Below are 26,776 nucleotides of genomic sequence, written 5' to 3'. Positions count from 1 at the left end.
TGCGCGTCAATACCCTGAAGGATAAACGCGCTGACGTTCAGAAGGAGCTTGCCAAGTCAGCTATTAAAACAGTAGCGACGCCATACTCGCCGTGGGGACTGAGGCTGGCCGACAAGTCGCAGCTCGGCAAGTTGGACGCCTTTACTCGCGGCGCCATTGAGGTGCAGGACGAAGGCTCGCAACTGCTCGCCCTGCTGGTGGATGCGAAGCGCGGCGAGATGGTGGTTGATTTTTGTGCCGGTGCAGGCGGAAAAACCCTGGCGCTCGGTGCTTCCATGCGCAATACCGGTCGGCTGTATGCTTTTGACACCTCCGCGCACCGGCTCGCAGCGCTCAAGCCGCGGCTGGCGCGCAGCGGACTGTCCAATGTGCATCCCGTGGCGATCGCGCATGAACGGGACGACCGCATCAAACGGCTGGCGGGCAAGATTGACCGTGTGCTGGTCGATGCGCCGTGCTCGGGTCTGGGCACCCTCAGGCGCAATCCTGACCTGAAATGGCGGCACAACCCCAAGGCGATTGAAGAGCTGACCGCCAAGCAAACCGCCATTTTGCAAAGTGCTGCGCGGCTATTGAAACCAGGTGGACGGCTGGTCTATGCCACTTGCAGCATCCTGCGCCAGGAAAATGAGGCGATTGCTGAAGCATTCAGCGCTGCGAATAAAGATTTCACGCTGCTTGAAGCTGCGCCCTTGTTGACCCATATAGGGGTGGAGAATGCTGACAAACTCTGTCGCGGACCCTACCTCCGTCTGTGGCCTTACCAGCACCACACCGACGGGTTTTTTGCGGCCGTGTGGCAAAAGCTCTGATCTTTGGTGAGTAGTTTGCGCAGAGGTTTCAGCTGTGCAAACCGTGGCGAAGCGTTTTGCGTTTATGTGTCTGGCAACTTATAATTTCAGGTTGTCAAATGCGGCCCTGGAGACAGGTCTCGAATGCGCTGCTGGCGCAGATTGTTTGAAGGACTTATATGATGTTTTTTGATGCCACCCTTGACTGGCTGGCTCATGGTCTGCTGGCTGCAAGCTGGTGGCAGATTGTGCTGTACACCCTGGTGACGACTCATATCACGATTGCCAGCGTGACGATTTATCTGCACCGCCATCAAGCGCACCGCGCGATGGATCTGCACGCCATTCCCTCGCATTTTTTCCGTTTTTGGCTCTGGCTGGGCACGGGACAAGTGACCAAGGAGTGGGTGTCGGTTCACCGAAAACACCACGCGAAATGCGAAACCGCCGAAGACCCGCACAGCCCTCAGACGCGCGGTATCAAAACGGTTTTCTGGACCGGTGCCGAACTGTACCGGGCTGAAACCAAAAACCTGGAAACGATGAAGAAGTTTGGTCATGGCACGCCCAGTGACTGGCTTGAACGCAATGTCTACACGCGCTTCAGCTGGCAAGGCGTTGGCCTGATGATGATCATCAATCTGGCGCTGTTTGGTGCGGCTGGCCTGGCTGTATGGGCGGTGCAGATGGCCTGGATTCCGCTGACTGCGGCCGGCATCATCAATGGCATTGCCCATTACTGGGGCTATCGCAACTTTGAAGCGCCGGACGCCAGCACCAATATTTCCCCTTGGGGCATCATCATTGGCGGCGAGGAACTGCACAACAATCACCACACTTATCCCACGTCGGCCAAGTTTTCCGTGAAGCCCTACGAATTTGATATCGGCTGGGTTTATATCCGGGCCATGGAAATGGTTGGCCTGGCGGCTGTCAAGAAAGTGCCGCCACGGCTTCGCCTGGGTGCCATACAGCCGGTTGCTGACGAGAAAACGCTGGAGGCGCTGATTGCGCATCGCTACGAAGTAATGGCAGGATTCTCGCGTGAACTGCGCCGTGCTGGAAAAGCTGAAATTGCGAAGCTGCAAGCAAGGAAGGCCGATGTGTCCCTGTTGCGCGTGGCCACTCGATGGCTTCACCGTGATGACGACAAGGTTCCTGAAGCGGCAAGGTCCCAAATTGCGCAAGCCAGGGCAGAGCATCCCGTGCTGGACAAGATGGTCGTCATGCGCGAGGAGCTGCGTCAGATGTGGCTCAGCACGTCGGCTTCGCGCGAGCAGCTTGCTGCCGATCTTCAGGCATGGTGCCACCGGGCCGAAGAAAGCGGTATCGCCGCGCTTCGCGAGTTCTCGATCAAGCTGCGGGCCGCCCGTACTTGATATTGGTTGATCCGGTCAGACGAAAATCCTTTAAGCCGTCGCAGTGTTTATTCGCTGCGACGGCTTTTTATTTGTCGGACCGACATATTGCCTGCATTTTTTCGAGCCCCCGACGCAGGCTGCTTTTTTTACGCCTTGAAGGCGCAGAGCGTAGAGCGTAGAGCGGAGCAGTTTCTCCGCGTACCACCGCACTTTTTGCTTTTAGGCATCACGCCTCTGAGACGGAACTTTCATCGCGCAAACTAAAACCTGTTCAAAACGCTGCAGACATAAAAAAACCCGCTGGTTGAGAGCGGGTTTTCTGGCAGCGCAAAGACGCTGCGAAGACCGGACTGAATTATTTCAGCTTGATTTCTTTATATTCCACATGCTTGCGTGCTTTTGGATCAAATTTCATGATCAGCATTTTGTCAGGCGTGGTTTTTTTATTCTTCGTGGTCGTGTAGAAGTGACCGGTGCCAGCTGTTGATTCCAGCTTGATTTTTTCGCGTCCGCCTTTAGCCATGATGGTTCTCCTTAGACTTCACCGCGGGCGCGAAGGTCCACCAGGACTGCATCGATACCGTTTTTATCAATCAAGCGCAGACCAGCTGCAGTGATGCGCAGGCGCACCCAGCGGTTTTCGCTTTCGACCCAGATACGGCGGTACTGCAGGTTGGGCATGAACCGACGTTTGGTTTTGTTGTTTGCGTGAGAAACATTGTTTCCCACCATCGGGCCTTTGCCCGTTACCTGACAGACGCGTGCCATGAGCGCACTCTCCGTAAAAAATTAGAAATAGGATGCTAAAAACCGATCGGGCCTGTACTGGACAGACCCTACGAATGCTCAGCTAAGCCGCAAATTATAGCCCGAAAACAGAATTCTCCAAAATCAGGCCCTTCAGCGACTGTCTGCATGCGGGGAAGCAGGCCGCGCCGCGCCGCGCTGCTACCCGGTGCGTCGTCCTCATGCGTTTTGCTCCAAAAAGCGCTGCGCATCCAGCGCGGCCATGCAGCCGGTGCCGGCGCTTGTAATGGCCTGCCGGTACACATGATCCTGGACGTCGCCGGCGGCGAACACGCCGGGTATGCTGGTCATGGTGGCAAACCCCTGCAGACCGGTTTTGGTGATGATGTAGCCATCTTTCATTTCCAGCTGGCCGGCAAAAATACCGGTGTTGGGCTGATGGCCGATTGCGATGAAGCAGCCCTGCAGCGCAAGGTCTTGTGTGGCGTCATGCCTGACGCTTCTCAGTCGCACGCCGGTCACGCCTGAAGAATCCCCGAGCACCTCGTCCAGCGTATGGTGCAGCTTGAGTTCAATCTTGCCAGCCGCCACTTTTTCGTGCAACTTGTCAATCAGGATGGCCTCAGCCTTAAAGGTGTCGCGGCGGTGCACCAACGTGACTTTACTGGCAATATTGGACAGGTAAAGGGCTTCTTCCACGGCGGTATTGCCGCCCCCCACGACGCAAACTTCCTGGTTGCGGTAAAAAAAACCATCACAGGTCGCGCAGCCCGAAACGCCCCGGCCCATGAAGGCGGTTTCCGATTCGAGTCCCAGGTATTTAGCGGACGCGCCAGTGGTGATGATCAGCGTGTCGCAGGTGTAGCTGCCGCTGTCGCCAGTCAGCGTGAAAGGGCGCTTGCTCAGGTCCACCTGATTGATGTGGTCAAAGATAATCTCGGTTTTGAAGCGTTCCGCGTGGGCCAAGAAGCGCTGCATCAGGTCTGGTCCCTGCACGCCATCCACATCGGCGGGCCAGTTATCGACATCGGTGGTGGTCATCAGCTGGCCGCCCTGCGCCATGCCAGTAATCAATACCGGGGCAAGGTTTGCGCGTGCCGCGTACACGGCCGCGGTGTAGCCTGCGGGGCCTGAGCCAAGAATGAGAACTCTGGAATGTTTCATGATGAATAACTTGGTGGGAAAGTGTTGGAACTCAGGTAGAGTCAGGTCGCGCAAGTGTTTCGCAAAGGGCATTCTTTGACGGTATTCCGCTTTTTGCGAGTGAAACCACATTGTAAGAAATCACGCGACGGCTGTCGGTTGTGAGGTTTGGAGGAAGTTGATATGACAACAATGGTTTCCAACCTGGAACTGATTCGCCGGGTGCCTCTTTTTTCCAGGTTGACGGCCCTTCAGGCAGCCTCCGTAGCGGATGCCGTGGGCAAGCGTCGCTTCAAGCGGGGTGAGCCGATCGTTGAGCAGGGGAAAAAATCCAATGCGCTGACCATCATCCTGACGGGACGGGCCCGTGTCATCAGTAGCGACGTCCGCGGTCGCGAAGTCATTCTGGCGACGATGTATCCGGGTGACTACGTCGGTGAGATGAGCCTGATCGATGATGCTCCCCACTCAGCGTCCGTGGTCGCCGAGGTCCAGACCGATGCGCTGACTCTCGGCCGGCTGGAGTTTGCGCGCTGCCTGCCCGAGAACGGCTCGATGGCTTACGCAGTGCTGGAGGGTTTGGTGCAGCGGCTGCGCCGTGCGGACCGCAAAATCGAATCCCTTGCTCTGATGGATGTGTATGGACGAGTCGCCCGGGCGCTGCTGGAGTTCGCCGGTGAAAATGGCGGCGGCCATGTCGTGATTCGTGACAAGGTTTCGCGCCAGGATCTGGCCAAGATGGTCGGCGCGTCCCGCGAGATGGTCAGCCGGGTGATGAAAGATCTTGAAGAGCGGGGATTCATTGAAACGCGTGATGACGGTTCGCTTCTGGTTAAAGAGCAGATCCAGTCGCTTTCCTGACTGCAAGCGCTTACAAAAGTTGCTGCCGGCCGCACCCTCTTACCCCCCTCTAACTGCGGTAAGCTCAAAGGCGGCTTATGACTTACTCACTTGATACCCTGAATTCCCGAAACTCTCCGGCCGCAAGCGCGCCTGGCGGCGTTAAACGTTTTGCCCATGAAGTCAGCCTCATTTTGAGCCTGGTGGGGCTTGTTTTCTGGCTGGCGGCCCTCTTGAGCTATTCGCCGCAGGACGCTGCCTGGTCGACCTCGGGAACTGCGGAAACCGCCAGTGGCGTTCAGCTTGCTGCCCGGAACTGGGGTGGGCATCTGGGAGCATGGGTGGCCGATGCCAGCTATTTCCTGTTGGGTTTTTCTGCCTGGTGGGCGCTGGCTGCGGGGTGCCGGGTCTGGCTGTCGTCACTGGCGCATGGACTTCGCAGTGAGCCGCTGGCATCGGAAAAATCCCGGCAGGCCTCTCGTGTCAGATTCTGGCTGGGCCTGCTGCTCTTGCTCCTGGCCAGCGCCGCGCTCGAATGGTCGCGGCTGTATCGTTTCGAATCCCGCCTGCCTGGACATGCGGGCGGCGCCCTCGGCTACTTGGTGGGCAGTCTGGGCGTGAAGTGGCTGGGTTTTGCCGGTTCCGGCCTGGTTTTCATCGCGCTCGGCGTGATTGCCGTCTCCAGCGTCTTCAAATTTTCGTGGGCTCGCGTGGCGCTGGCGCTGGGTGCCTTCCTTGATAATTTCATCACCTCGCGACGCGAAAAGCGCGAGATTGCCGCTGACCTGGACATTGGCAAGAAGGCAGCCCGCGAGCGTGAGGAAATACTGATCGACGAGCGCGTCGAGATCAAGGCGCAGCACCCCGTGCCGGTATTTATAGAGCCTGCGCTGCTGGATATTCCGAAAAGCGAACGCGTCGCCAAGGAGCGGCAAAAGCCGCTGTTTACCGAAATGCCCGATTCCAAACTGCCACAGGTCAACCTGCTCGATGGTGCCTTGCTGCGGCAGGAAACCGTGGCGCCTGAAACCCTGGAAATGACCTCGCGGCTGATCGAAAAGAAACTAAAGGACTTTGGCGTCGAAGTGCGGGTGGTGGCGGCCGCGCCGGGCCCCGTCATCACGCGTTATGAGATCGAGCCTGCCACGGGGGTCAAGGGCTCGCAGGTGGTCAGCCTGGCCAAGGACCTGGCGCGCGCGCTGAGCCTCGTTTCCATCCGCGTGATCGAGACCATTCCGGGGAAAAACTACATGGCGCTGGAGCTGCCAAACGCCAAACGCCAGTCGATCAAGCTCAGCGAAATTCTCGGTTCGCAGGCCTATAACGAAGCCAAGTCCATGCTCACCATCGGCCTGGGCAAGGACATTGCCGGCAATGCCGTTGTCGCCGACCTGGCCAAAATGCCGCATTGCCTGGTCGCCGGCACCACCGGTTCTGGTAAATCGGTCGGTATCAACGCGATGATCTTGAGCCTGCTTTACAAGGCGGACGCGCGCGACGTGCGGCTGCTGCTGATTGATCCCAAGATGCTGGAAATGAGTGTTTACGAAGGCATTCCGCATCTGCTGGCCCCGGTGGTGACCGACATGCGCCAGGCCGCCCACGGCCTGAACTGGTGCGTGGCCGAAATGGAAAAACGCTACAAGCTGATGAGCAAGCTGGGTGTGCGCAATTTGGCGGGCTACAACATCAAGATCGATGAGGCAAAGGCCAGCGGCGAATTCATTTATAACCCCTTCAGCCTGACGCCCGAGCAGCCCGAGCCGCTGGAGCGCCTGCCGTATATTGTCGTGGTGATTGACGAATTGGCCGACCTGATGATGGTGGTCGGCAAGAAGATTGAGGAACTGATTGCCCGGCTGGCGCAAAAAGCCCGTGCCGCCGGCATTCATCTGGTGCTGGCCACCCAGCGCCCCAGCGTCGACGTGATTACCGGTTTGATCAAGGCCAACATTCCGACGCGCTTGTCATTCCAGGTCAGCAGCAAGATCGACAGCCGCACCATTCTTGACCAGATGGGCGCCGAAGCCCTGCTCGGCATGGGTGACATGCTTTACATGCCAAGTGGTACAGGCTTTCCAATTCGGGTGCATGGTGCGTTTGTGAGCGACGATGAAGTGCACCGGGTCGTTGCCTACCTCAAGCAGCAAGGCGAGCCCAACTATATTGACGGCCTGCTCGAAGGCGGTACGGTGGATGGCGAAGGCGGCGAGCTGGGCGGCGAAGCGAGCGCTGCGGAAAAAGACCCGATGTATGACCAGGCCGTTGAAGTTGTACTGAAGAACCGCAAGGCCAGCATTTCGCTGGTTCAGCGCCATCTGAAGATCGGCTACAACCGCGCTGCACGGCTGGTTGAAGACATGGAAAATGCCGGTCTGGTCAGCGCCATGAGTGGCAGCGGCCAGCGCGAAATATTGGTGCCCACAAGGGCAGAATAGAGATGATAAAAAACTTTTTTGCTACCGTATTAATAGCTGTTTTTGCCCATTCCTCCTGGGCGAACGGGCTGGAAAGCCTTGAAGGCTTCGTCAAGACAGTTAGCAGCGGCCGGGCCGACTTTACCCAGGTGGTGACAGCTCCGGCCAAAGAAGGCCAGTCCGCGCGCAGCAAGACTTCCAGCGGGACTTTTGAATTCTCGCGGCCCAATCGTTTCAAGTTCATCTATAAGAAACCGTTTGAGCAAAGCATCGTCGCTGACGGCCAGACGCTGTGGTTGTATGACACCGACCTGAACCAAGTCACGGCAAGGAAGCAGTCTGCGGTACTGGGTTCGACGCCGGCCGCCCTGATTGCGGCTGCGCCCGATCTGCGTGCCCTGCAGGCCGATTTCACGCTGACGGCAGCGCCTGAAAAAGATGGTTTGCAGTGGGTTGTCGCCACGCCCAAGGCCAGGGACGGGCAGTTGCAGACCGTGCGCGTGGGCTTTCGCGCTGACGAGAAACCCGCCGTGCTGGCTGCGCTGGAGATTCTTGACAGCTTTGGCCAGCGCTCGGTGCTGAGCTTCAGCAAGCTTGAAGTCAACCCGAATTTGCCTAGCGACACGTTTCAGTTCAAACCGCCCAAAGGGGCGGATGTGATCAGGCAGTAAGTCGAGAAGTTCATGACCTGGGTGTAACGCCCCGTTACAGCGTAGCGTAAGACCATTATGGCGACCCCCGCATCCCACCCGCCGCTAGCCGAACGCTTGCGCCCGAAAAACCTTGGTGAAGTCGTTGGCCAGCAGCATTTGCTGGGTGAGGGCCTGCCGCTGCGCATTGCCTTTGAATCCGGCGAGCCGCACAGTTGCATTTTGTGGGGGCCACCGGGCGTCGGAAAAACCACCATTGCGCGGCTTATGGCCAACAGTTTTGATGCACATTTCATCACCATTTCCGCTGTGCTGGGCGGCGTCAAGGAGATTCGCGAGGCGGTCGAGCAGGCCAGCATTTGGCAAGGGCAGGGCGATGGACACGGGAAACGCACCATCGTATTTGTTGATGAGGTGCACCGATTCAACAAGAGCCAGCAGGATGCTTTTTTGCCGCATGTGGAAAGCGGCCTGTTCACCTTTATCGGCGCCACCACCGAAAACCCGTCGTTCGAGGTCAACTCGGCTCTACTGTCTCGCGCCGTGGTTTATGTGCTGCAACCGCTCACGGATGCGGATTTGAAAAAAATTGTGCTCAGGGTCCAGCAAGAACGAGTACTTCCAGCTATAGAAACGATAGCGGATGAAGCGGTCGAGCGGCTTGTTGCCTACGCGGATGGCGATGCCCGGCGTTTGCTCAACACCCTTGAATCCCTCAGCGTGGCAGCCAGGGCGGAGAAGATCAGCGACGTCAGTGATGCCTGGCTGCTCAAGGTGCTGGGCGAGCGACTGCGCCGCTATGACAAGGGCGGAGAGCAGTTTTACGACACCATTTCCGCCCTGCACAAATCGGTGCGCGGATCCGACCCCGACGCGGCACTTTACTGGTTCATGCGCATGCTTGACGGTGGTGCGGAGCCCAAATACATGGCGCGCCGGCTCATCCGGATGGCGAGCGAGGACATCGGTCTGGCAGATCCGCGCGCGCTACGCATGGCGCTCGACGCAGCCGAGGTATATCAACGGCTCGGTTCGCCTGAAGGAGAGCTGGCGCTGGCCCAATGCGTTGTATATCTGGCGGTTGCGCCCAAGTCCAACGCGGTCTACAAGGCCTTTAATGAAGCCAAGGCCTTCATCAAGAAAGACGGCACCAGGCCTGTGCCCATGCACCTGCGCAATGCGCCCACCAAGCTGATGAAGGAACTGGACTACGGCAAGAATTACCGGTACGCGCACGACGAAGAAGACGGATTTGCCGCCGGCGAGAACTACCTTCCGGAAGGCATGGCCGCGCCAGGCTTTTATCGGCCGGTCAACCGGGGGCTGGAGATCCGGATTGCCGATAAGCTCAATGAGTTAAAAGCAAAGAACAATCAGAAAAACTGATGCAAAACAAAATCTGCTGATAAACCCCCGTCGTCACGAGATTTGAATTATCTCAAGGGTAAACCCGGCGAAAACTGATTCTCTGGCGCGATTCTCGCTAGTTGCCTATCGCTACAATTCGCGCATTAGCTCGCCACCTTCACCAGTCATCTGGATTTGATAGGCGGGCTTTTTGTTAGCTTTTGTAAATGCGCGGGCGTTACTGGTGATCCTGGTATGCGGCAACGCGAGCGAAGCTGCCAAGTTCAATCAAACCGGAGAGTGTTATGGAAATATTGCTACAGCAGATCATCAATGGTTTGGTTCTGGGCAGCATGTATGCCCTGATCGCCCTGGGCTACACCATGGTCTACGGCATCATCAACCTGATCAACTTTGCGCATGGCGAGGTTCTGATGGTGGGCGCGCTCACCAGCTGGACCATCATCCGCTGGATGCAGGAGGCGATGCCGGCCGCGCCCGGCTGGCTGATCTTGCTGATTTCACTGTTGATTGCCTTTGTGGTGTGCGGCGCGCTGAATTTCACGATCGAAAAAATTGCCTACCGGCCGCTGCGCAACTCCCCAAAGCTCGCGCCGCTGATCACCGCCATCGGCATGTCGTTGTTGCTGCAGACGCTGGCCATGATCATCTGGAAGCCCAACTACAAACCTTATCCGACGCTGTTGCCTTCCGAGCCTTTTCAGGTTGGCGGCGCGGTGATCACCGTGACGCAGCTTTTCATCCTCGGCGCCACGGCGGTATCGCTGTCGGCGCTGATGTGGCTGGTTCATTACACCAAACTGGGCCGCGCCATGCGCGCCACCGCCGAAAACCCGCGCGTGGCAGCGCTGATGGGCGTGCGGCCGGATACGGTGATTTCCGCCACCTTCATCATCGGCGCCGTGCTGGCGGCGCTGGCCGGCGTGATGTATGCCTCCAACTACGGAACCGTGCAGCACACTATGGGTTTTTTGCCCGGTCTCAAGGCTTTTACCGCAGCCGTGTTTGGCGGCATTGGCAACCTGGGCGGTGCCGTGCTGGGCGGTATTTTGCTGGGGTTGATTGAATCCATCGGTGCAGGTTATATCGGCCCGCTGACGGGGGGGGTGCTAGGCAGCCAGTACTCCGATATTTTTGCCTTCATCGTGCTGATTTTTGTGCTCACACTGCGTCCTTCGGGCTTGCTGGGTGAACGTGTGGCGGACCGGGCATAGCCCTTGACCCAAGTCCCCGACAAGCCGAAACAAGGAGAAATTCTGATGAAATCCAATAAACTAGTTACTTTTTTAATTGCTGGCATCGCACTGCTGGTGCTGCCCCTGCTGCTGCAACAGGGCGGCAATGCCTGGGTGCGCATTGTCGACATGACGTTGCTGTATGTGCTGCTCGCCCTGGGCCTGAACATCGTCGTGGGCTACGCCGGCCTGCTCGACCTCGGCTACGTGGCGTTCTTTGCGCTGGGTGCTTACCTGTTTGCGCTGCTCGGATCGCCCCACTTGGCGGAGGCGTTTCCGGCGATTGCCGCAGCTTTTCCCGAAGGACTCCACCTGCCCATCTGGGCCGCCATTCCGGCGGCGGCCGCCCTGGCCGGACTGTTTGGTGTGGTGCTGGGCGCGCCAACACTCAAGCTGCGCGGCGACTATCTGGCGATCGTGACACTGGGCTTTGGCGAAATCATCCGGGTGTTCCTGAACAACCTGGATCGCCCCATCAACCTGACCAACGGCCCCAAAGGCATCAACCAGATCGACTCAATGAAGTTTTTCGGTTTCGATCTGGGCAAGCAGCATGAGTTCTTCGGCTTTGCAGTCAACTCGGTGTCGATGTACTACTACCTGTTCCTGGCGCTGGTGATCATTTCAGTGATTATCAGCCACCGGCTGCAGAACTCGCGCATTGGACGCGCCTGGATGGCGATCCGCGAAGACGAAATTGCCGCCAAGGCCATGGGCATCAATACCCGCAATATGAAATTGCTGGCATTCGGCATGGGCGCCACGTTTGGCGGTGTGTCGGGCGCCATGTTCGCCGCCTTCCAGGGCTTTGTCTCGCCCGAGTCTTTCAGTCTGATGGAGTCCATCATGATTGTGGCCATGGTGGTGCTGGGCGGCATCGGTTATTTGCCCGGCGTCATTCTTGGGGCCTTGCTGCTGGCTTCGCTGCCGGAGGTGCTGCGCCATGTGGCCGGTCCGCTACAAGCCATGACCGATGGCCGGCTCGACTCCGCGATTTTGCGCCAGCTCTTGATCGCGCTGGCCATGATCGTCATCATGCTGTTGCGTCCGCGCGGGCTCTGGCCTGCGCCGGAGCACGGCAAGTCGCTGGCCAAGGCTGTCAAAGTTTAAGGAGAATGGATATGAGCGAAACCATTCTCAATGTCTCCGGTGTTTCCAAACGCTTCGGTGGCTTGCAAGCCCTCAGTGATGTCGGCATCAAAATCGAACGCGGCCAGGTCTATGGCCTGATCGGCCCCAATGGAGCCGGCAAGACTACTTTTTTCAATGTGTTGACGGGGCTCTATACGCCCGACAGCGGCACGTTTGAGCTGGCGGGCAAGCCTTACAAGCCCACCGCGGTGCATGAAGTGGCCAAGGCCGGTATTGCCCGGACCTTCCAGAACATCCGCCTGTTTGCCGACATGACGGCACTGGAAAACGTGATGGTCGGTCGCCATATCCGCACCAAATCCGGCCTGTTGGGCGCGGTTTTCCGTACGCCGGGTTTCAGGCATGAAGAAGCGGCCATTGCCAAGCGTTCCCATGAATTGCTCGACTACGTGGGTATCGGCAAGTACGCCGACTACAAGGCGCGCACCCTGAGTTACGGCGACCAGCGACGCCTGGAAATTGCCCGGGCGCTGGCCACCGACCCGCAGCTGATTGCGCTGGACGAGCCCGCGGCCGGAATGAATGCGACTGAAAAGATTCAGCTGCGCGAGCTGATCGACCAGATCCGCAAGGACAACCGGACTATCTTGCTGATCGAACATGACGTGAAGCTGGTCATGGGTCTGTGTGACCGGGTGACTGTTCTTGATTATGGCAAACAGATTGCCGAAGGCGCGCCTGCCGAGGTGCAGAGAAATGAAAAAGTGATCACTGCCTATTTGGGTACAGGTCATTAAAGGGAACAAAAACCATGGCAAAAACACTGCTCAAAGTGACGGGTCTCAAAGTGGCCTACGGTGGCATCCAGGCTGTCAAGGGCGTTGACTTCGAGGTTCAGGAGGGTGAACTGGTCACGCTGATTGGATCCAACGGCGCCGGCAAGACCACCACCATGAAGGCCATCACCGGCAGCCTGCCGATGCTCGCCGGCGACATCGAATATCTGGGCAAAAGCATCAAGGGGCGCGGCGCCTGGGATCTGGTGAAGGAAGGCCTGGCCATGGTGCCCGAGGGTCGGGGTGTCTTCGCCCGCATGACCATCATTGAAAACCTGCAGATGGGCGCCTATGTCCGCAGCGACAATGCTGGCATCGCCGCCGACATTGAAAAGATGTTTGTGCTGTTTCCGCGCCTGCGCGAGCGCAAGGACCAACTGGCCGGCACCATGTCGGGTGGCGAGCAGCAAATGCTTGCCATGGGTCGCGCGCTGATGAGCCGGCCGAAGGTGCTGCTGCTTGATGAGCCGTCGATGGGACTGTCGCCCATCATGGTGGACAAGATTTTTGAAGTGGTGCGCGACGTGTCAGCTGTGGGCACAACGGTCCTGCTGGTCGAGCAGAACGCCAGCCGCGCGCTCGGCATTGCAAACCGGGGCTATGTAATGGAGTCTGGCAATGTCACCATGAATGGCGAGGCCAAAACCCTGCTCAATGACCCGCGGGTCCGGGCTGCCTATCTGGGTGAATAGTTTCAGGAGTTTTAAGGGTCTGGTCCAATGAGTACGGTTACTTTTTGCTATTGAATTCGTAGCGGGCCAGACGCTTCCCGGCTTGGCTGGCCGGGCAGGTGAACAGGGCGGTGTCGGTACAGCCGACCCATGGAATCAATCCACCCGGGCGCCAGAAGCCTTCACCACTTTTTCATACTTGATGAGTTCGCTTTTCATGAAAGCGCCAAACTGTTCAGGTGTGTTGGCGACCGGTTCTGCCAACAGCGTGGAAAAGCGGGTTTTTGCTTCAGGTGAACTCAGCGCGGCGACGAAGGCCTGGTTGAGTTTGTCCACCACGTCCCGGGGCGTAGCAGCCGGCGCCACCAGTCCCCACCAGGTGTCGATCTCAAAACCTTTGAGCGTTTCCGCCACGGCAGGTACGTCGGGCAGGAAGGCGCTGCGTTTGGCTGTCGTCACCGCCAGCGCTTTGAGCTTGCCAGCCTTGATGTTGCTCGACGCAGTGGCCAGGTTGTCAAAGTTAAAATCGACCTGACCGCTCAGCAGCGCAAGCTGAGCCGGGTTGCCGCCGTTGTAAGGAATGTGCAGCGCGAAAATACCGGCCTGCGCCTTGAACATTTCACCGGCCAGATGCCCCGCGCTGCCGTTGCCGCCGCTGGCGTAATTGAGCTTGGCCGGGTTGGCCTTCGCATACTTGATGAGGTCGGCCAGTGAGTTGATGTTCAGGCGACGCGCCGTTTCGGCATTCATCACCAGCACGTTGGGCACGCGTACCATTTGTGTGATGGGTGCGAAATCGGTCGTGGCGTTATAGGGCAACTTGCTGTAGAGCCACGGATTGATGGCGTGCGTGGCAACGGCGGCGATGCCGATGGTCAGGCCGTCGGGCGCTGCCTTTGCGATCGCGTCAACGCCGATGTTGCCGCCCGCACCGGGGCGGTTTTCGATGATCACGGTGCCCAGCGAACTCTTCACCCCGTCGGCCATCAGGCGGGCCGTCACGTCAATCGGTCCGCCTGCAGCGTAAGGCACGATGATGCGCATGATCTTGCCGGAGGGCGAATTGCCTTGCGCCATGGCGGATGGGGAGAGAACGGCGGCAAAGGTGCTGACCAGCAGCGCGCATGTGGCGGTGAACGTTTTTATATTGAAGGGCAGGGAGAAGATCGCATCAGTTTTCATGGCGCTATTGTGTGCTGTCTTTGCGCAGACGCCTGCACCTGCGCCCAAAGATCTGTTGGCGACGCCCCGGATTGATCAGCGCCAGGTTAACCAGCAAAAGCGTATTGATCAGGGCGTGGCTTCAGGCCAGTTGAGTGCAAGAAAAATCAACCAGTTTGACAAGCGCGAAGCCAGGATTGCTGCCGATGAAGCCCGGGCCAAGCCCGACGGCAAGGCGATGCAGGCCGAACGCCGTCATCTTCTCCACGAAGCAAACCACGCCAGGAAAGCGATTGACCGGCAAAAAAACGACCGTCAGACGGCTGCGTCATCCAAGAAGGCAGAATTGACTTAAATCCAATTAAAAGTGCCGGTAGTCCTTTGACTATCCGCACTCAATGCTATTTTTATGATAGCACTGCCAGCGCCCGACCAAGCCACACACGATTCACACCGTTTTTGCCTTGTCCGCTTCCGTGGTGAACGAGTCGGCAAAAAACTCCTCAACCGGCAAGCCTGCCAGCGTGCTGAATTCGGTTCTGGCCGATTCCACCACGATCGGTGCGCCGCAGGCATAGACCTGGTGACCTGCGAGGTCGGCAAAATCTTCGAGAACCGCCTTGTGCACAAAGCCGGTACGGCCGGTCCAGTGATCTTCCGGCAAGGCGTCGGAAATCACCGGGATGTAGCGAAGATTGGGCATTTCGGCCATTTTGGCCCGCACCCAGTCGTTCATATACAAATCGGCCGGGCGCCGGCCGCCCCAGTAGAGCACGGCGGAGCGCTCGATGCCCTTGTACTGCATGTGCTCGATCAGTGCCTTGATGGGCGCAAAGCCAGTGCCTGAGGCGAGCAATACGATCGGCCTGTCACTGTCGTCACGCAGGAAGAAGCTGCCGTAAGGGCCTTCAATCCGCAAGATTTCCTTTTCCTTCATCACGCCAAAAACATGGTCGGTGAATTTGCCCCCCGCCATATGGCGAATGTGCAGTTCCAAGCCCGGTGTCTCGGCTTGGGTGTGCGGCGCGTTGGCCATGGAATAGGCGCGTCGGTCACCATCACGCAGCAGGATCTCCACGTACTGGCCGGCATGGTACTTGAGCACGTCGCTGGCGGGCAGCTGCAGGCGAATCACCATCACATCGTGCGATGCCCGCACCATGCTGCTGACCCGCGAAGGCATTTTTCTGACCGGGAAGGCGCTTTCATCCGTCACTTGACGCGATTCAATCACCACGTCGGAATGCGCCACGCCGCAGCAGGTCAGGATGAATCCGTCGGCCTCTTCCTCGGCCGACAAGGCCTTGAGCTGGTGGGTGCCGTGGATGACGGTGCCTTCGAGCTTTTTGCATTTGCAGGAGCCGCATGCGCCGTCCTTGCAACCGTAGGGCAGGCCAATGCCCTGGCGGATGGCGGCCGCCAGCAAGGGCTCGTCGACCTTGGCGCTAAAGCTGCGCCCACTGGGTAACACGCTTACGTTGAAACTCATTTTCTGTATCCTTGGGGTTCCATGACTTGACCGGGCTGGTTATCCAGCCGTCCCCAATTTTGCCTTCAAACCTGAACCCCCTTGGCGCGTTGCCTTTTCGTTTCCGCCGGCAACGGGTGCTGATTGTTGGCTGTGGCGATGTCGGCCTGCGTGTCGCCCGGCAACTGCCGTCCCGCCTCAAACTGATCGCGCTTACTTCGTCTGCCGAACGCGTTGAAGCGCTGCGGCGGGCGCACATCACGCCCCTGCAAGGCAATCTGGATGCGCCTGCCACCCTGCGCCGGCTGGCCGGTCTGGCGACGCGGGTGGTGCATCTGGCGCCGCCGCCGGGCGACAACCCCAACTGGCGCAGCGACCCTAGAACGCTGGCGCTGCTACGGGCTTTGCGTCTGCGCAGCTTGCCGATGTCGCTGGTCTATGGTTCAACAAGTGGTGTTTATGGTGATTGTGGCGGCGAGCGGGTCGACGAGACGCGCCGCCTGAACCCGCACACGCCGCGCTCCCAGCGCCGCGTGCATGCCGAAGCCCAGGTTCGCCTGTTCGGCCGCGCCACTGGAACGCCGGTGCATATCCTGCGCATTCCTGGCATTTACGCGCCTGACCGTGAAGGCGGCACACCGCGCGCACGGCTGCTCAAGGGCACGCCCGTACTGCGCCGGGAAGACGACGTTTACACCAGCCACATCCACGCCGACGATTTAGCGCGAGCCTGTCTCGCGGCCCTCTGGCGCGGCAAGCCGCAGCGCATCACCCACGCGAGCGACGACACGCGGCTGCTGATGGGAGATTACTTCGATCTGGCAGCCGATCTTTACCGGCTGCCGCGTCCGCCACGGGTGGCGCGTGACGCTGCCTCTCAGCAGTTGAGCCTGATGCTGCTCAGTTTTATGAGCGAGTCGCGGCAGCTGGACAACCAGCGGCTGAAGAAGGAGTTGCGGCTGGCGCTGCGCTACCCCACGGTGACTGAAGGTTTGCGCGCCTGAGGTCCGTTCACAGCGGGTAGCGCTGGCCGAGCTGGATATTGCTGACGCAGTCAAACTAGCCATCGTGAAACACGTTGCGGTTGATGAACGCGGTGCCGACGGTGCGGTTCGAGCCTTCTTCGTCGTGCGCGATGCCGTGATTCATGAAGAGGGCACTCGGCGCAGCACCCGTTGCACGGTGGTCAGTTAGTTTGGCTTCTTGGCCCGCCATGGAATTCGAACCTGCCGATACCAGAAGCGCACCCTGGCCACAGCCCATGACGAGCTGATTTCAAACCACTTGAAAAACACAAACGCGTCAGTCCGCCAGAGAAGCTGTAATTTCGTCAATTGCCGCCATCACATCCGGCGTGAGCTTGGCAATTACGTCCGCGGCCGCCAAATTGTCGCGTAACTGTTCAATTTTTGACGCGCCAGTAATAACGGTACTGACACGCGGGTTGTGAGCAGCCCAGGCAATTGCCAGTTGGCCCATGGTGCAGTCCAGCTCTTCGGCCAGAACTTCGAGCCGGGTAACCGCAGAGTTCTTGGCATCGTCCGTCAAGCCCTTGACCAAAAAGCCCATATCTTTTCGCGCGCCGCGGCTGCCTTTGGGCACACCGTTGCGGTACTTGCCTGTGAGCAATCCGCTAGCCAGTGGACTCCATGTGGTGAGTCCCAGCCCGATATCCTCACACAGTCGCGCATATTCATGCTCTACCCGCTTGCGGTGAAACAGGTTGTACTGTGGCTGCTCCATCAAGGGCTTGTGCAAATGGTGCCTGTCGGCGATGGACCAAGCCGCGCGGATTTCATCGGCCGACCATTCACTGGTGCCCCAATAGAGCGCCTTGCCTTGGGTGATCATGTCGCTCATGGCATGCACGGTTTCTTCAATCGGTGTCAGCGCGTCCGGACGGTGACAGTAAACGAGATCGATAAAGTCCAGGTTCATGCGCTTGAGCGAGCCGTCAATGGCCTGCATCAAATATTTGCGATTGAGGGTATTTTTGCGGTTGACCGTCACAGCTTTTGCGTCTGGCTCAGTTAGCCCCCAGTAAAACTTGGTCGATACGATGTAATTCAAGCGCGGCCATTTGAGCGCCTTGATGGCCTCGCCCATGACTTCCTCACTTTCGCCGCTGGCATAAACCTCTGCGTTGTCAAAGAAGTTGACACCGCTGTCCATCGCAAGCGCCAGCATTTCCTTGGCTGCCTTGACGTTGACCTGATTGGCATACGTGACCCACGATCCCAGTGAAAGCTCGCTGACTTGAAGGCCGCTGTGACCAAGACGTCTGTATTGCATAAACGGGTTCTCCAAAAGGGGATTGTTAGGAAAATCAAACCATCAGGCTATTGAAGTTTTTGATTTCCTTCTGTCGTCTGTCAGGTATTCACAACGTAGTCTGTCGGCGCGAATTGAAGATTGCACCCCCCCATCCTGTCGACTCAATATTGAGGCAGGGCAGCTGGCTCATTTTTGAATCAGCAACTGTAGATAAATCTACTCAGCTATTGGCTTTTTGACTTTTGGCCTTTCGCTGGCTTTAAATTGAGAGACTGCGCCGGGCGCGTAGAACGAATCTGGAACTTGGCGCTTGTTGAATTTGGTTACGTTTGAAATATTTTCGTTGTCAATTTTCAAGTCGAGTGGCGCGTTATAGAACTACAAGCCGTCATTCGGATTTTTCACAACAGGAAGTATTAAATGGAAATGAATCAACCGTCGAAGTACCGCATCCATCCTTTGATGGCGGGCGCTGCAGTGTCCGTCATGCTCGTGAGCCTATTGGGCATGGCCGCCATGACTGGAGTTTTACCGAATTCGCATGCAAGCGCCGCAGAAACGGCGCGCATTACCGCTGCGGAAACTGCCCGCATGACCGCGCAGGCTGCGGCCGTCGCACCGGTGCCCGCACCTGTGCAGAAGCTTGCAACCGCCCCAGCGATTCACAACGAAGTCGTAACGCACAGAACTGTCGTGCATCACCGTCACCCTCCTGTCCAGCAGGCACAGGCGCAGCCCAGCCAACAATATTCACAGGCACCCGCGTACCAGCAACCGGCACCGGCGCCGGCACCAGCACCGGTTGCACACAACAGTCCTGTTGGCATCGGCGTCGGCGCGGTTGTCGGAGGATTGCTGGGCAATCAAGTAGGTGGCGGAAATGGCAAGACCTTGGCAACCATCGCTGGGGCGGTGGGCGGCGGATATGTTGGCAATGAAATCGCCAAAAGGTATCCATAAGTTTTTGCAGTAGACCGGTAACGTCCAGGCAGACCGGTCGCCTGGACGAATATGCAATGTGAGGTAAGCCATCGAGGTTCTTGCCGTGTACTTGCATAAACCGAAGCTGAAGTGGCGATGCGCCACTCAGAACTTGGTTCCAATAATTCCTTTCAGAAAACGCCCATGAGCAGATCAGACCCGCAGTGGGCTTGGATGTCGGACTCAGTTAGCCAACGCGACTTAATCATTGGGACGCTGACGGTTGCGAAAAAATTTATTCTTTGGCCGTGAAGAAGTAAGTGAAGTTAAGCGAGGTGAGGTGAGGCCAGTACCGCAGCAACTGCTGAAGCTGTTTAAGTTAAAAAAGGCGCGTTCGCAAGACGTGCCTTTTTTTGTTTTAAAACCAAAAGCTGATGGCGAATGGTTGGGATACATCATTTATGCTGGCAGGTATTAGTGGACTTCACCTGCTTCTGTAGACATATTTCAACTTCCAGTTCGAAGTTGCCCGAGTGCCAGCGGGTCTGCGGAATGGGCCAAGAAGTGCAGAGCGCCATGCTACTTTTACCTTGCGGCGTTGTCCCAAGCCATGCCATTTGCAACGCATGCGATAAATGTGGGTCGTTAACCCTTGCTTTTTAGTCATTAGACACAAAATCGCGTCATAGGGCTATTTCTGCTTACAAGGCAATATCAATGATTTATAGGTCAATCGTTAAAAAAGTAGTTCAGTGGCTGGCTGTAGCGCTGTTGTTGGGTTTCAGTTTTGCCATGGCTCAATCTGAGCCAACCCTTAATCAGGTTTACGCCACGGCCCAGGCAGGCAAGCTGGACGAGGCACAGGTCATGATTCGGCAAGTTCTGGTTAATCATCCGAAAAGCGGAAAAGCGCACTTTGTGCAGGCTGAGCTCTTTGCGCGCCAAGGCAAACTTGACCTCGCTCGAGAGTCGCTGGCCACCGCCGAGAAGTTGTCTCCGGGCCTACCATTTGCAAAATCTGAAACGATCCAGGCTTTGCGTTTACAACTCTCCGGCAAGACGAATTCAAAGCCTTTGAGTAGTCCGGCAACCAATTACGCCGCGTCTGTCACCCCCGTAACGCCCGCTTCGGCGTCATTTTCCTGGGGCCTGCCTCTATTGCTGGCAGGAGGCGTGATTGTTGCCGGCTATCTCTTATTTCGCCGCAAGGCGGCGGCACCCGTGGCGCAGCAAGCCGGCTACGTAAATCAAGGTGGTCTGAATGGCCCACAGAGTTTTGGCATGGGCGGCGCAGGAGTTGCGCCACCCGGCTATCCACCGCAGCCAACCAGCCCGCCACCCGGCTATCCACCACAGGCTGGGAGTGGCATGGGAGGCCGAATCATGGGTGGAGTGGCCACTGGTTTGGCGGTGGGTGCTGGTGTATTGGCGGCTGAGGCAATTGGTCGAAACCTCATGGGAAACCACAACCCAACAACTGGACAATCCAGCAACCTTGGTCACAACAACTCCCCGCCCCTCATCGACAGCAATCCTGACATGGGAGGCTCCAATTTTGGTGTCGATGACACCAACTCATGGGATGACGGTGGAGGTAGCGACGCCGGAGGTGGGAGCGACTGGGACACCTAATTTGGGGGAGGCTTCTGACAGGTTACTGAGAAATTCAGTTGTTAAACCGCTTCCAATACTGCGTCGGCCACTCGCCAAACCAGAATTGCATCAACTTTCCGTTTCATAAGCTGGCGTTGGAATTTCCTGTGAGTATCCAACACGTCAATGCCTTGCAGCGTGGCGATCAGCTTGATGTGTGTTTTGCAATGCCCGGGCTGAAGCATTAATTAACGCACTCCAGTCAAACATCACCGTGTTATTGGTCACGGTGCCAACCCCAGTGCCAAATGCCGGCTATTCGGTGCGCAATGGACCGTTTGGCGAGCTGGTGGACGGCTGACGCGAATAAAATGAGAAAGAAAATGCTGATCCGGTCGTCAAATCCGGTGCTTCATTAAAACGCTATCGCAAAACGCATGCGAAATTCTTTGAGGAAATGGCTACCACTTCAATAGCGTCAAGGCTGTGGTGCCCGTTCCGGGCTTGATATTCTTAACGAATGTGGCAGTCAGCGCCATGAGGTTCTCCTGTTGGTATCTATGACGCTGATATCTGGAGATACCATCATTTTTTGGGTATCTCATGTTCGACAGTGAAACCGTGTGAGACAACAAAAAACCCGCTATGCCTGGGAGACATGCGAGTTCTGAGGGCTCTGAGACTGTCTGATTCCATCAAATGGTGCCCGGGGCCGGAATCGAACCGGCACGCCTTTCGGCGGGGGATTTTGAGTCCCCTGCGTCTACCAATTTCACCACCCGGGCTGAGGAATGCCGAGAGCGAAATTATGGCACAGTGTGGCGTATGAAATTTTTAACTATTGAAGATGCAATCGGAAAGACACCGTTGGTCGCCTTGCAACGCATTGGCTCCGCTGAAAACGCCGCACGCTGCAATGTCATCCTGGGAAAACTGGAGGGAAACAATCCGGCGGGCTCGGTCAAGGACCGCCCCGCGCTGGCGATGATTCGGCGCGCCGAGGAACGTGGCGACATCAAGCCGGGTGACACGCTGATTGAAGCTACCTCGGGCAACACCGGCATCGCTCTGGCCATGGCTGCCGCCATCCGGGGTTACCGCATGATTCTCATCATGCCGGAGGATTTGAGCATTGAGCGCGCACAGACCATGAAGGCGTTTGGTGCCGAGCTAATCCTGACACCCAAAAGCGCGGGCATCGAATATTCGCGCGATCTGGCTGAGCAAATGCAGAAAGAGGGCAAAGGCCGGGTGCTGGACCAGTTCGCCAATCCCGACAACCCGCGTGTTCATTACGAAACCACCGGCCCCGAAATATGGACAGATACGTCAGGAAAGGTGACACATTTTGTCAGTGCGATGGGAACCACTGGCACGATTACCGGCGTTTCGCGCTTTTTGAAGGAGAAAAACCCGGCCATCAGGATCATCGGCGCGCAGCCCAGCGAAGGCTCGCGCATTCCGGGCATACGCAAATGGCCGCAAGCATATTTGCCCAAGATTTACGATCCGCGCAACGTGGACGAGCTGGTGCTGGTCAGCCAGCTTGACGCCGAAAACATGTGCCGCCGGATGGCGCGCGAGGAAGGTATTTTTGCCGGTATCTCTGCGGCGGGCGCCTGCTGGGTGGCGCAGGAAATAGCTAAAACGGTGAAAAACGCGTTGATTGTTTTCATCGTCTGCGACCGTGGTGATCGTTACCTCTCCACCGGTGTGTTTCCGGCCTGAAATCCACGATTTATGAATGAAATGTGGTTCTTGTCCAAGTTTTATCGACATTGATTGCTATTAAAAAAATAGCAATCAAGTTTCAGGAAACTAACCAGTGATGATGCCAGAATTCAAGTTTTGCCCGAGTTGCGCCACGCCACTGGCCCCGGTGCAGCAACTGGAGGACAGTGGCTTCAAGGTGCGGCTGCGCTGCCCGGCCTGCGACTTCACCCACTGGAACAACCCCACGCCAGTGCTGGCGGCCGTGGTCGAGTACCAGGGCAAGGTTTTGCTGGCGCGCAATGCGGCGTGGGAAAGCCGCATGTTTGCGCTGATTACCGGCTTCATGGAAGCCGATGAAACCCCGCAGGCCGGCATTGCTCGCGAAGTCAAGGAAGAGATCAATCTGGAAACGACGGCTCTCAGCCTGATCGGGGTTTACGACTTCCAGGCCATGAACCAGGTGATCGTTGCCTATCACGCCGTGTGCACGGGCGAGGTCAGGCTGTCACCCGAGCTGGTTGAGTACAAACTTTTCGATCTGCAAAAAGTCAAGTGCTGGCCGGCAGGCACCGGTTATGCGCTGGCTGACTGGCTGCGTTCGCGTGGCTACGAGCCGGCGTTTATGGAGCGCGGCGGAAACCCCCCACCAAATTGACCCATGCAACCGTGCCCTGACCGCGTTGCTTCTGCGTTATTGCTTAAGATAATAACCACTCCAAGGACCCCATGAACATCGACAAAGAACTTGATACACGCGGCCTCAATTGCCCGCTTCCTATTTTGAAAGCCAAAAAGGCGCTCGCTGAAATGCTCAGCGGCCAGTTGTTGCGCGTGGTTTCCACCGATGCCGGTTCCACCCGTGATTTTCAGGCCTTTGCCAAACAAACGGGTAATGAACTGGTGGATCAGCAAGCGGCTGGCCAAGACTTCATCCATGTGTTGAAGCGGCGTTAAACGCGGGGCCGGAGGGATTACTCCCGGTAGCTTCGGCCTCAGTCCAGCTTCAGCCCTTTGAGGTAATGGCGGAAGTGCACGCCCACTTCCGGGTGCTGAAGCGCCAGCTCAACAGTAGCTTCCAGAAAGCCTTCCTTGCTGCCGCAGTCGTAGCGCTTTCCCTGGTATTGAAAGGCGTACACCTCTTCCTCGCCAAGCAGGCTTGAGATACCGTCAGTCAGCTGGATCTCGCCGCCGACACCGGTCGCCTGACGACGAATGTGCTCAAAAATTGCCGGCGTGAGAATGTAACGACCTGCAACACCCATGCGCGACGGCGCCACCTCGGGCGCCGGTTTTTCGACAATTCTTTGCACCCTCATCAGCCCGGGGTTGGCGGCGTCCGCAGCCTGCACGGCCACAATGCCGTAGCGCCGTGTCTGTTCCGGTGGCACCTCCTGCACGGCGAGGATCGACTGCTGCATCGACTCGAATTGCGCTGCCATCTGTGCCAGCACAGACGGACCGCCGACGGGGCCCACCATCAGGTCGTCAGCGAGAAGCACGGCAAAAGCCTCTTGGCCGACCAGGTGTTCGGCGCATAGCACCGCATGACCCAGACCTAGCGAGCGGGGCTGGCGAACGTAGGAAAAATTCATGTCGGCGGGCTGAACGGAGCGCACCAGCGACAGAAGTGCGTGCTTGTCCGCCATCTCCAGTTCGTTCTCCAGTTCATAGGCGGTGTCAAAGTGATCCTCGATGGCCCGTTTATTGCGTCCGGTTACAAAAATCATGTGGCGTATGCCCGCCGAATACGCTTCTTCGACCGCGTACTGAATCAGCGGCTTGTCCACGACGGGAAGCATTTCCTTGGGTTGGGCCTTGGTGGCCGGCAAAAAACGGGTTCCTAGCCCGGCGACCGGAAAAACGGCTTTGGTGAGTGTGAGTTTCTGCATAGCCTGTTAGTGAGGGAGAAGACCAAAGTGTTGCGCAGCAGGGCAAATCAGCGCGTCGGACCAGAGCCCGACCGCGGATACGCCAAGTACGCAAACACGGCGTCTTAAGGAAAGGGAATGACGAGTGGACATCTTACTTCTTGACGCCTTGATACCTGAGGCCATGGCCTGGCTTGAAACCAGGCACAGCGTGGAATACCGTCCCGAGCTTGCTGACGACCTTGTGGCCCTGCGCAAGGCCGCCTACAAAACCCGGGCCATCGTTTTCCCCCAGCAAACCGTGGTGACCCGCGAGTTGCTCGATTTTCTGCCCATGCTCAAGGCGGTTGGCCGCCTTCAGGCCGGTACCGATAACACCAGCCTGGAGGCCTGTAACGAGCGGGGCGTCACGGTGGTTCAGGCCAGCAGTGCCCATGTCCGCTCCAATGCGGAATATCTGCTGAGCAGTCTTTTGTTGCTGTACCGTCGCGGCGTCGTATCGGCGCTGATGGGGCGCAGACACCCCACGACGCAGGTGGGGCGCGAGCTGCATGGCAGCACGGTAGGTATCCTGGGTCTGGCACCGACTGCGCGGATCCTGGCGGGCATGCTGACCGGCCTGGGTGTTCGCGTGATCGGCTACGACCCCGCAGTCCACCACACAGCGCCGATCTGGGACCTCTTGAAGGTTCAGCCGGTCTCGCTGCCCGATCTGGTCGGTCAGGCCGATGCGGTTTCAGTGCAAATGCCGTATGCGGCGCGTTTTCGGGGCTTTGTCAACGACAAACTGCTGGCCTCCTGCAAACACGGCCAGCTGTGGGTGGGCATCAGCCGCAGCGAGTTGTTTGACCAGCGTGCGCTGGCTGCGGCACTGTGCGACGGTCGCATGGAGGCCTGCATTCTTGATGGTGCCGAGGCAGGTTTTCAGGGCGAAACCTCGCCACTCAAGGGCCTGAAGAACCTGTTTGTCACTCCACGGCTGAGTTCGCACACGCGTGAAGCGCGGCTGCGCGCCAGCTGGTTTGTTGCGCACCGTATACATGAGGCAATCAGCCTGCAGCCAGACAGCGAAAGCCCGTTCATCAAGCCGATCTACGTTCCTGCGCCTGCTGGGCTGGAGTGCCAGGATGTGGCTCCCCGCTGAACCGGGCAGCAACTAAGGCGCCCCTTGCAAGGTGGAAGCGGACAGCTTATTGCAGCCGCTCCAGCTGACCTCTGATCTTTTCCAGGGTTGCGGTGAATTCCGTCAGCCGTTTGCGCTCCTGCTCCAGCACCGCGGGTGGCACCTTGGCCACAAAGGTTTCGTTGGCCAGCTTGGCCTGGACCTTGACCAGCTCGGTTTCCAGGCGCGTGGCTTCCTTGCCCAGGCGCGCTTTTTCCGCAGCCACATCCACTTCCATGTACAGGCAGACCCGCGCTTCACCGACCACGGCCACCGGCGCGGCCTCGGCGGCAGCGGCCCAGGCGGTTTCGCTTTCGAAGACCTTGACTTCGCTGAGTTTGGCGAGTGCCTTGAGTACCGGAGCCGCGCTATTCATGAACGCCGTATCGCCCAGCACAAACAGCGGCAGCCGTGTGGCGGGAGAAACTTTCATTTCGCCGCGCAGATTGCGGCAGGCGTCGACAAGAGTCTTGAGCTTGACCACATGCGCCTCGGCGTGCGGATCAATTTTCTCGGGCTGGCTTTGCGGGTAAGACGCCACGCCGATGAACTTGCCGGTTTTCCCTGCAACGGGCGCCACTTTTTGCCAGAGTTCCTCGGTGATGAAAGGAATCACCGGATGCGCCAGACGCAGAATGCCTTCGAGCGTGCGGATCAGCGTACGGCGCGTCGCGCGTTTTTGCGCGCCGCTGCCGGTCTGGATCTGCACCTTGGCAATTTCCAGATACCAGTCGCAAAATTCGTCCCAGATAAACTGGTAAATGCGGCCGGCCACGTTGTCCAGTCGGTACTCCAGAAAGCCCTTGGCAACGTCAAGCTCGACGCGCTGCATGGTCGATGAAATCCAGCGATCGGCCTGCGAAAAGCTCAGGTAGTTTTCAAACTCGCCGCCGGGTGCGCATTGTTCCTTGCTGTGTTCATTCAGGCCGCAGTCCTGGCCTTCGCAGTTCATCAGCGTGAAGCGCGTGGCGTTCCAGAGCTTGTTGCAAAAGTTGCGGTAGCCTTCGCAGCGCTTGCTGTCAAAGTTGATGCTGCGGCCCAGGCTGGCGAGCGAGGCAAAGGTAAAGCGCAGGGCATCGGCGCCATAGCCTGGGATGCCGGCCGGAAATTCCTTCTCGGTGTTCTTGCGCACCTGCGGCGCCGTCTCAGGCTTGCGCAGGCCTTGCGAGCGCTTGTCCAGCAGCGGCGCCAGTTCGATGCCGTCGATCAGGTCCACCGGGTCGAGCACATTGCCTTCCGATTTGCTCATCTTCTTGCCCTGCGCATCTTTCACCAAGCCGTGGATGTACACATGGTTGAACGGTACCTGGCCGGTGAAATGCGTCGTCATCATGATCATCCGGGCGACCCAGAAAAAGATGATGTCGTAGCCGGTGACGAGCACGCTGGATGGCAAAAAGAGGTCTAGTTCTTTGGTTTTTTCGGGCCAGCCCAGCGAAGAAAAGGGCACGAGGGCGGATGAATA

At 57.9% G+C, this 26,776-nt stretch carries 26 protein-coding genes and 1 tRNA gene; 18 read left to right on the top strand and 9 right to left on the bottom strand.

Translation table 11 applies throughout. The annotated features are described in order from the left end of the window. Positions 1–812: RsmB/NOP family class I SAM-dependent RNA methyltransferase (locus tag HHJ19_RS07680; RefSeq protein WP_296905562.1), on the top strand; the 812-nt coding region annotated here is incomplete at its 5' end. Positions 813–970: 158 nt separating this feature from the next. Then, the gene (locus HHJ19_RS07675; protein ID WP_296905560.1) at positions 971–2,170 is read left to right on the top strand and encodes a fatty acid desaturase; all 1,200 of its coding nucleotides are present in this window, start codon (positions 971–973) and stop codon (positions 2,168–2,170) included. 337 nt (positions 2,171–2,507) lie between these two features. Here HHJ19_RS07675 and rpmG read toward each other — a convergent pair whose 3' ends face one another. From rpmG to trxB, 3 genes are all read right to left on the bottom strand, one after another. Next, positions 2,508–2,675, bottom strand: a complete 168-nt coding sequence (rpmG, locus tag HHJ19_RS07670) for a 50S ribosomal protein L33 (protein ID WP_296905558.1) — start codon at positions 2,673–2,675, stop codon at positions 2,508–2,510. Between the two features lie 11 nt (positions 2,676–2,686). Further along, on the bottom strand, positions 2,687–2,920 hold the full coding sequence (gene rpmB / locus HHJ19_RS07665; RefSeq protein WP_011802583.1) for a 50S ribosomal protein L28: 234 nt from the start codon (positions 2,918–2,920) through the stop codon (positions 2,687–2,689). Positions 2,921–3,118: 198 nt separating this feature from the next. Next, positions 3,119–4,063: a thioredoxin-disulfide reductase gene (gene trxB / locus HHJ19_RS07660; RefSeq protein ID WP_296905554.1), complete on the bottom strand. Its 945-nt coding sequence runs from the start codon at positions 4,061–4,063 to the stop codon at positions 3,119–3,121. Between the two features lie 162 nt (positions 4,064–4,225). Here trxB and HHJ19_RS07655 point away from each other — a divergent pair, with 162 nt between their 5' ends. From HHJ19_RS07655 to HHJ19_RS07620, 8 genes are all read left to right on the top strand, one after another. Further along, positions 4,226–4,903 (top strand): Crp/Fnr family transcriptional regulator, encoded by a 678-nt coding sequence (locus tag HHJ19_RS07655; protein ID WP_296905552.1) that lies wholly within the window; start codon positions 4,226–4,228, stop codon positions 4,901–4,903. A gap of 77 nt (positions 4,904–4,980) precedes the next feature. Continuing rightward, entirely contained in the window at positions 4,981–7,320 is a 2,340-nt protein-coding gene (locus HHJ19_RS07650) for a DNA translocase FtsK (protein WP_296905550.1), read from the top strand. Positions 7,321–7,322: 2 nt separating this feature from the next. Continuing rightward, positions 7,323–7,970 carry an outer membrane lipoprotein chaperone LolA gene (lolA, locus tag HHJ19_RS07645; RefSeq protein WP_296905548.1) on the top strand — a complete coding sequence of 216 codons (648 nt, stop codon included), beginning with the start codon at positions 7,323–7,325 and terminating at the stop codon, positions 7,968–7,970. A gap of 57 nt (positions 7,971–8,027) precedes the next feature. Further along, a complete protein-coding gene (locus HHJ19_RS07640; RefSeq protein ID WP_296905546.1) occupies positions 8,028–9,335 on the top strand; it encodes a replication-associated recombination protein A in 1,308 nt (435 codons plus the stop codon). Positions 9,336–9,601: 266 nt separating this feature from the next. Next, positions 9,602–10,531, top strand: a complete 930-nt coding sequence (locus HHJ19_RS07635; protein ID WP_296905544.1) for a branched-chain amino acid ABC transporter permease — start codon at positions 9,602–9,604, stop codon at positions 10,529–10,531. Between the two features lie 45 nt (positions 10,532–10,576). Next, positions 10,577–11,662 carry an ABC transporter ATP-binding protein gene (locus HHJ19_RS07630; RefSeq protein WP_296905541.1) on the top strand — a complete coding sequence of 362 codons (1,086 nt, stop codon included), beginning with the start codon at positions 10,577–10,579 and terminating at the stop codon, positions 11,660–11,662. An 11-nt stretch (positions 11,663–11,673) separates the two neighbouring features. Beyond that, on the top strand, positions 11,674–12,441 hold the full coding sequence (locus HHJ19_RS07625; protein ID WP_296905539.1) for an ABC transporter ATP-binding protein: 768 nt from the start codon (positions 11,674–11,676) through the stop codon (positions 12,439–12,441). A gap of 14 nt (positions 12,442–12,455) precedes the next feature. After that, the gene (locus tag HHJ19_RS07620; protein ID WP_296905537.1) at positions 12,456–13,172 is read left to right on the top strand and encodes an ABC transporter ATP-binding protein; all 717 of its coding nucleotides are present in this window, start codon (positions 12,456–12,458) and stop codon (positions 13,170–13,172) included. A 135-nt stretch (positions 13,173–13,307) separates the two neighbouring features. Here HHJ19_RS07620 and HHJ19_RS07615 read toward each other — a convergent pair whose 3' ends face one another. Further along, a complete protein-coding gene (locus HHJ19_RS07615; RefSeq protein ID WP_296905566.1) occupies positions 13,308–14,228 on the bottom strand; it encodes a tripartite tricarboxylate transporter substrate binding protein in 921 nt (306 codons plus the stop codon). Positions 14,229–14,331: 103 nt separating this feature from the next. On the opposite strand from HHJ19_RS07615, the gene HHJ19_RS07610 reads away from it, so the two are divergent. Further along, positions 14,332–14,667 (top strand): hypothetical protein, encoded by a 336-nt coding sequence (locus HHJ19_RS07610; RefSeq protein ID WP_296905535.1) that lies wholly within the window; start codon positions 14,332–14,334, stop codon positions 14,665–14,667. Between the two features lie 93 nt (positions 14,668–14,760). Here the strand turns inward: HHJ19_RS07610 and HHJ19_RS07605 are convergent, their stop codons facing one another. After that, a complete protein-coding gene (locus HHJ19_RS07605) occupies positions 14,761–15,801 on the bottom strand; it encodes a CDP-6-deoxy-delta-3,4-glucoseen reductase (protein WP_296905534.1) in 1,041 nt (346 codons plus the stop codon). A 59-nt stretch (positions 15,802–15,860) separates the two neighbouring features. On the opposite strand from HHJ19_RS07605, the gene HHJ19_RS07600 reads away from it, so the two are divergent. Next, positions 15,861–16,784 (top strand): NAD-dependent epimerase/dehydratase family protein, encoded by a 924-nt coding sequence (locus HHJ19_RS07600; RefSeq protein ID WP_296905564.1) that lies wholly within the window; start codon positions 15,861–15,863, stop codon positions 16,782–16,784. 298 nt (positions 16,785–17,082) lie between these two features. Here HHJ19_RS07600 and HHJ19_RS07595 read toward each other — a convergent pair whose 3' ends face one another. Continuing rightward, entirely contained in the window at positions 17,083–18,072 is a 990-nt protein-coding gene (locus HHJ19_RS07595; protein ID WP_296905532.1) for an aldo/keto reductase, read from the bottom strand. Between the two features lie 402 nt (positions 18,073–18,474). Between HHJ19_RS07595 and HHJ19_RS07590 the strand changes: the two genes are divergently transcribed. Both HHJ19_RS07590 and HHJ19_RS07585 read left to right on the top strand, forming a co-directional pair. Then, the gene (locus HHJ19_RS07590) at positions 18,475–19,014 is read left to right on the top strand and encodes a glycine zipper 2TM domain-containing protein (protein ID WP_296905530.1); all 540 of its coding nucleotides are present in this window, start codon (positions 18,475–18,477) and stop codon (positions 19,012–19,014) included. A gap of 678 nt (positions 19,015–19,692) precedes the next feature. After that, positions 19,693–20,607 carry a tetratricopeptide repeat protein gene (locus tag HHJ19_RS07585; RefSeq protein ID WP_296905528.1) on the top strand — a complete coding sequence of 305 codons (915 nt, stop codon included), beginning with the start codon at positions 19,693–19,695 and terminating at the stop codon, positions 20,605–20,607. Between the two features lie 661 nt (positions 20,608–21,268). Here the strand turns inward: HHJ19_RS07585 and HHJ19_RS07580 are convergent. Next, positions 21,269–21,353: transfer RNA gene (locus HHJ19_RS07580), tRNA-Leu, on the bottom strand. Between the two features lie 40 nt (positions 21,354–21,393). Between HHJ19_RS07580 and cysM the strand changes: the two genes are divergently transcribed. The 3 genes from cysM (at position 21,394) to HHJ19_RS07565 (ending at position 23,235) form a co-directional block, all read left to right on the top strand. Beyond that, positions 21,394–22,296 (top strand): cysteine synthase CysM, encoded by a 903-nt coding sequence (gene cysM, locus HHJ19_RS07575; protein ID WP_296905526.1) that lies wholly within the window; start codon positions 21,394–21,396, stop codon positions 22,294–22,296. Positions 22,297–22,396: 100 nt separating this feature from the next. Continuing rightward, positions 22,397–22,936, top strand: coding sequence for an NUDIX hydrolase (locus HHJ19_RS07570; RefSeq protein WP_296905523.1), 540 nt, complete (start codon positions 22,397–22,399; stop codon positions 22,934–22,936). A gap of 71 nt (positions 22,937–23,007) precedes the next feature. Next, positions 23,008–23,235: a sulfurtransferase TusA family protein gene (locus tag HHJ19_RS07565; protein WP_296905521.1), complete on the top strand. Its 228-nt coding sequence runs from the start codon at positions 23,008–23,010 to the stop codon at positions 23,233–23,235. 38 nt (positions 23,236–23,273) lie between these two features. Here HHJ19_RS07565 and galU read toward each other — a convergent pair whose 3' ends face one another. Next, positions 23,274–24,170, bottom strand: a complete 897-nt coding sequence (gene galU, locus HHJ19_RS07560) for a UTP--glucose-1-phosphate uridylyltransferase GalU (protein ID WP_296905519.1) — start codon at positions 24,168–24,170, stop codon at positions 23,274–23,276. 124 nt (positions 24,171–24,294) lie between these two features. Here galU and HHJ19_RS07555 point away from each other — a divergent pair, with 124 nt between their 5' ends. Further along, a complete protein-coding gene (locus HHJ19_RS07555) occupies positions 24,295–25,293 on the top strand; it encodes an NAD(P)-dependent oxidoreductase (protein ID WP_296905517.1) in 999 nt (332 codons plus the stop codon). A gap of 46 nt (positions 25,294–25,339) precedes the next feature. Here HHJ19_RS07555 and HHJ19_RS07550 read toward each other — a convergent pair. Then, a partial coding sequence (locus tag HHJ19_RS07550) for a class I tRNA ligase family protein (RefSeq protein ID WP_296905516.1) occupies positions 25,340–26,776 on the bottom strand: 1,437 nt, incomplete at its 5' end.

This window comes from Polaromonas sp. (genome assembly GCF_012927415.1).
Classification (GTDB): domain Bacteria; phylum Pseudomonadota; class Gammaproteobacteria; order Burkholderiales; family Burkholderiaceae_C; genus Polaromonas.
The sequence above is the reverse complement of the archived record's forward strand: the minus strand, read 5'-3'. Positions and strand labels throughout refer to the sequence as shown.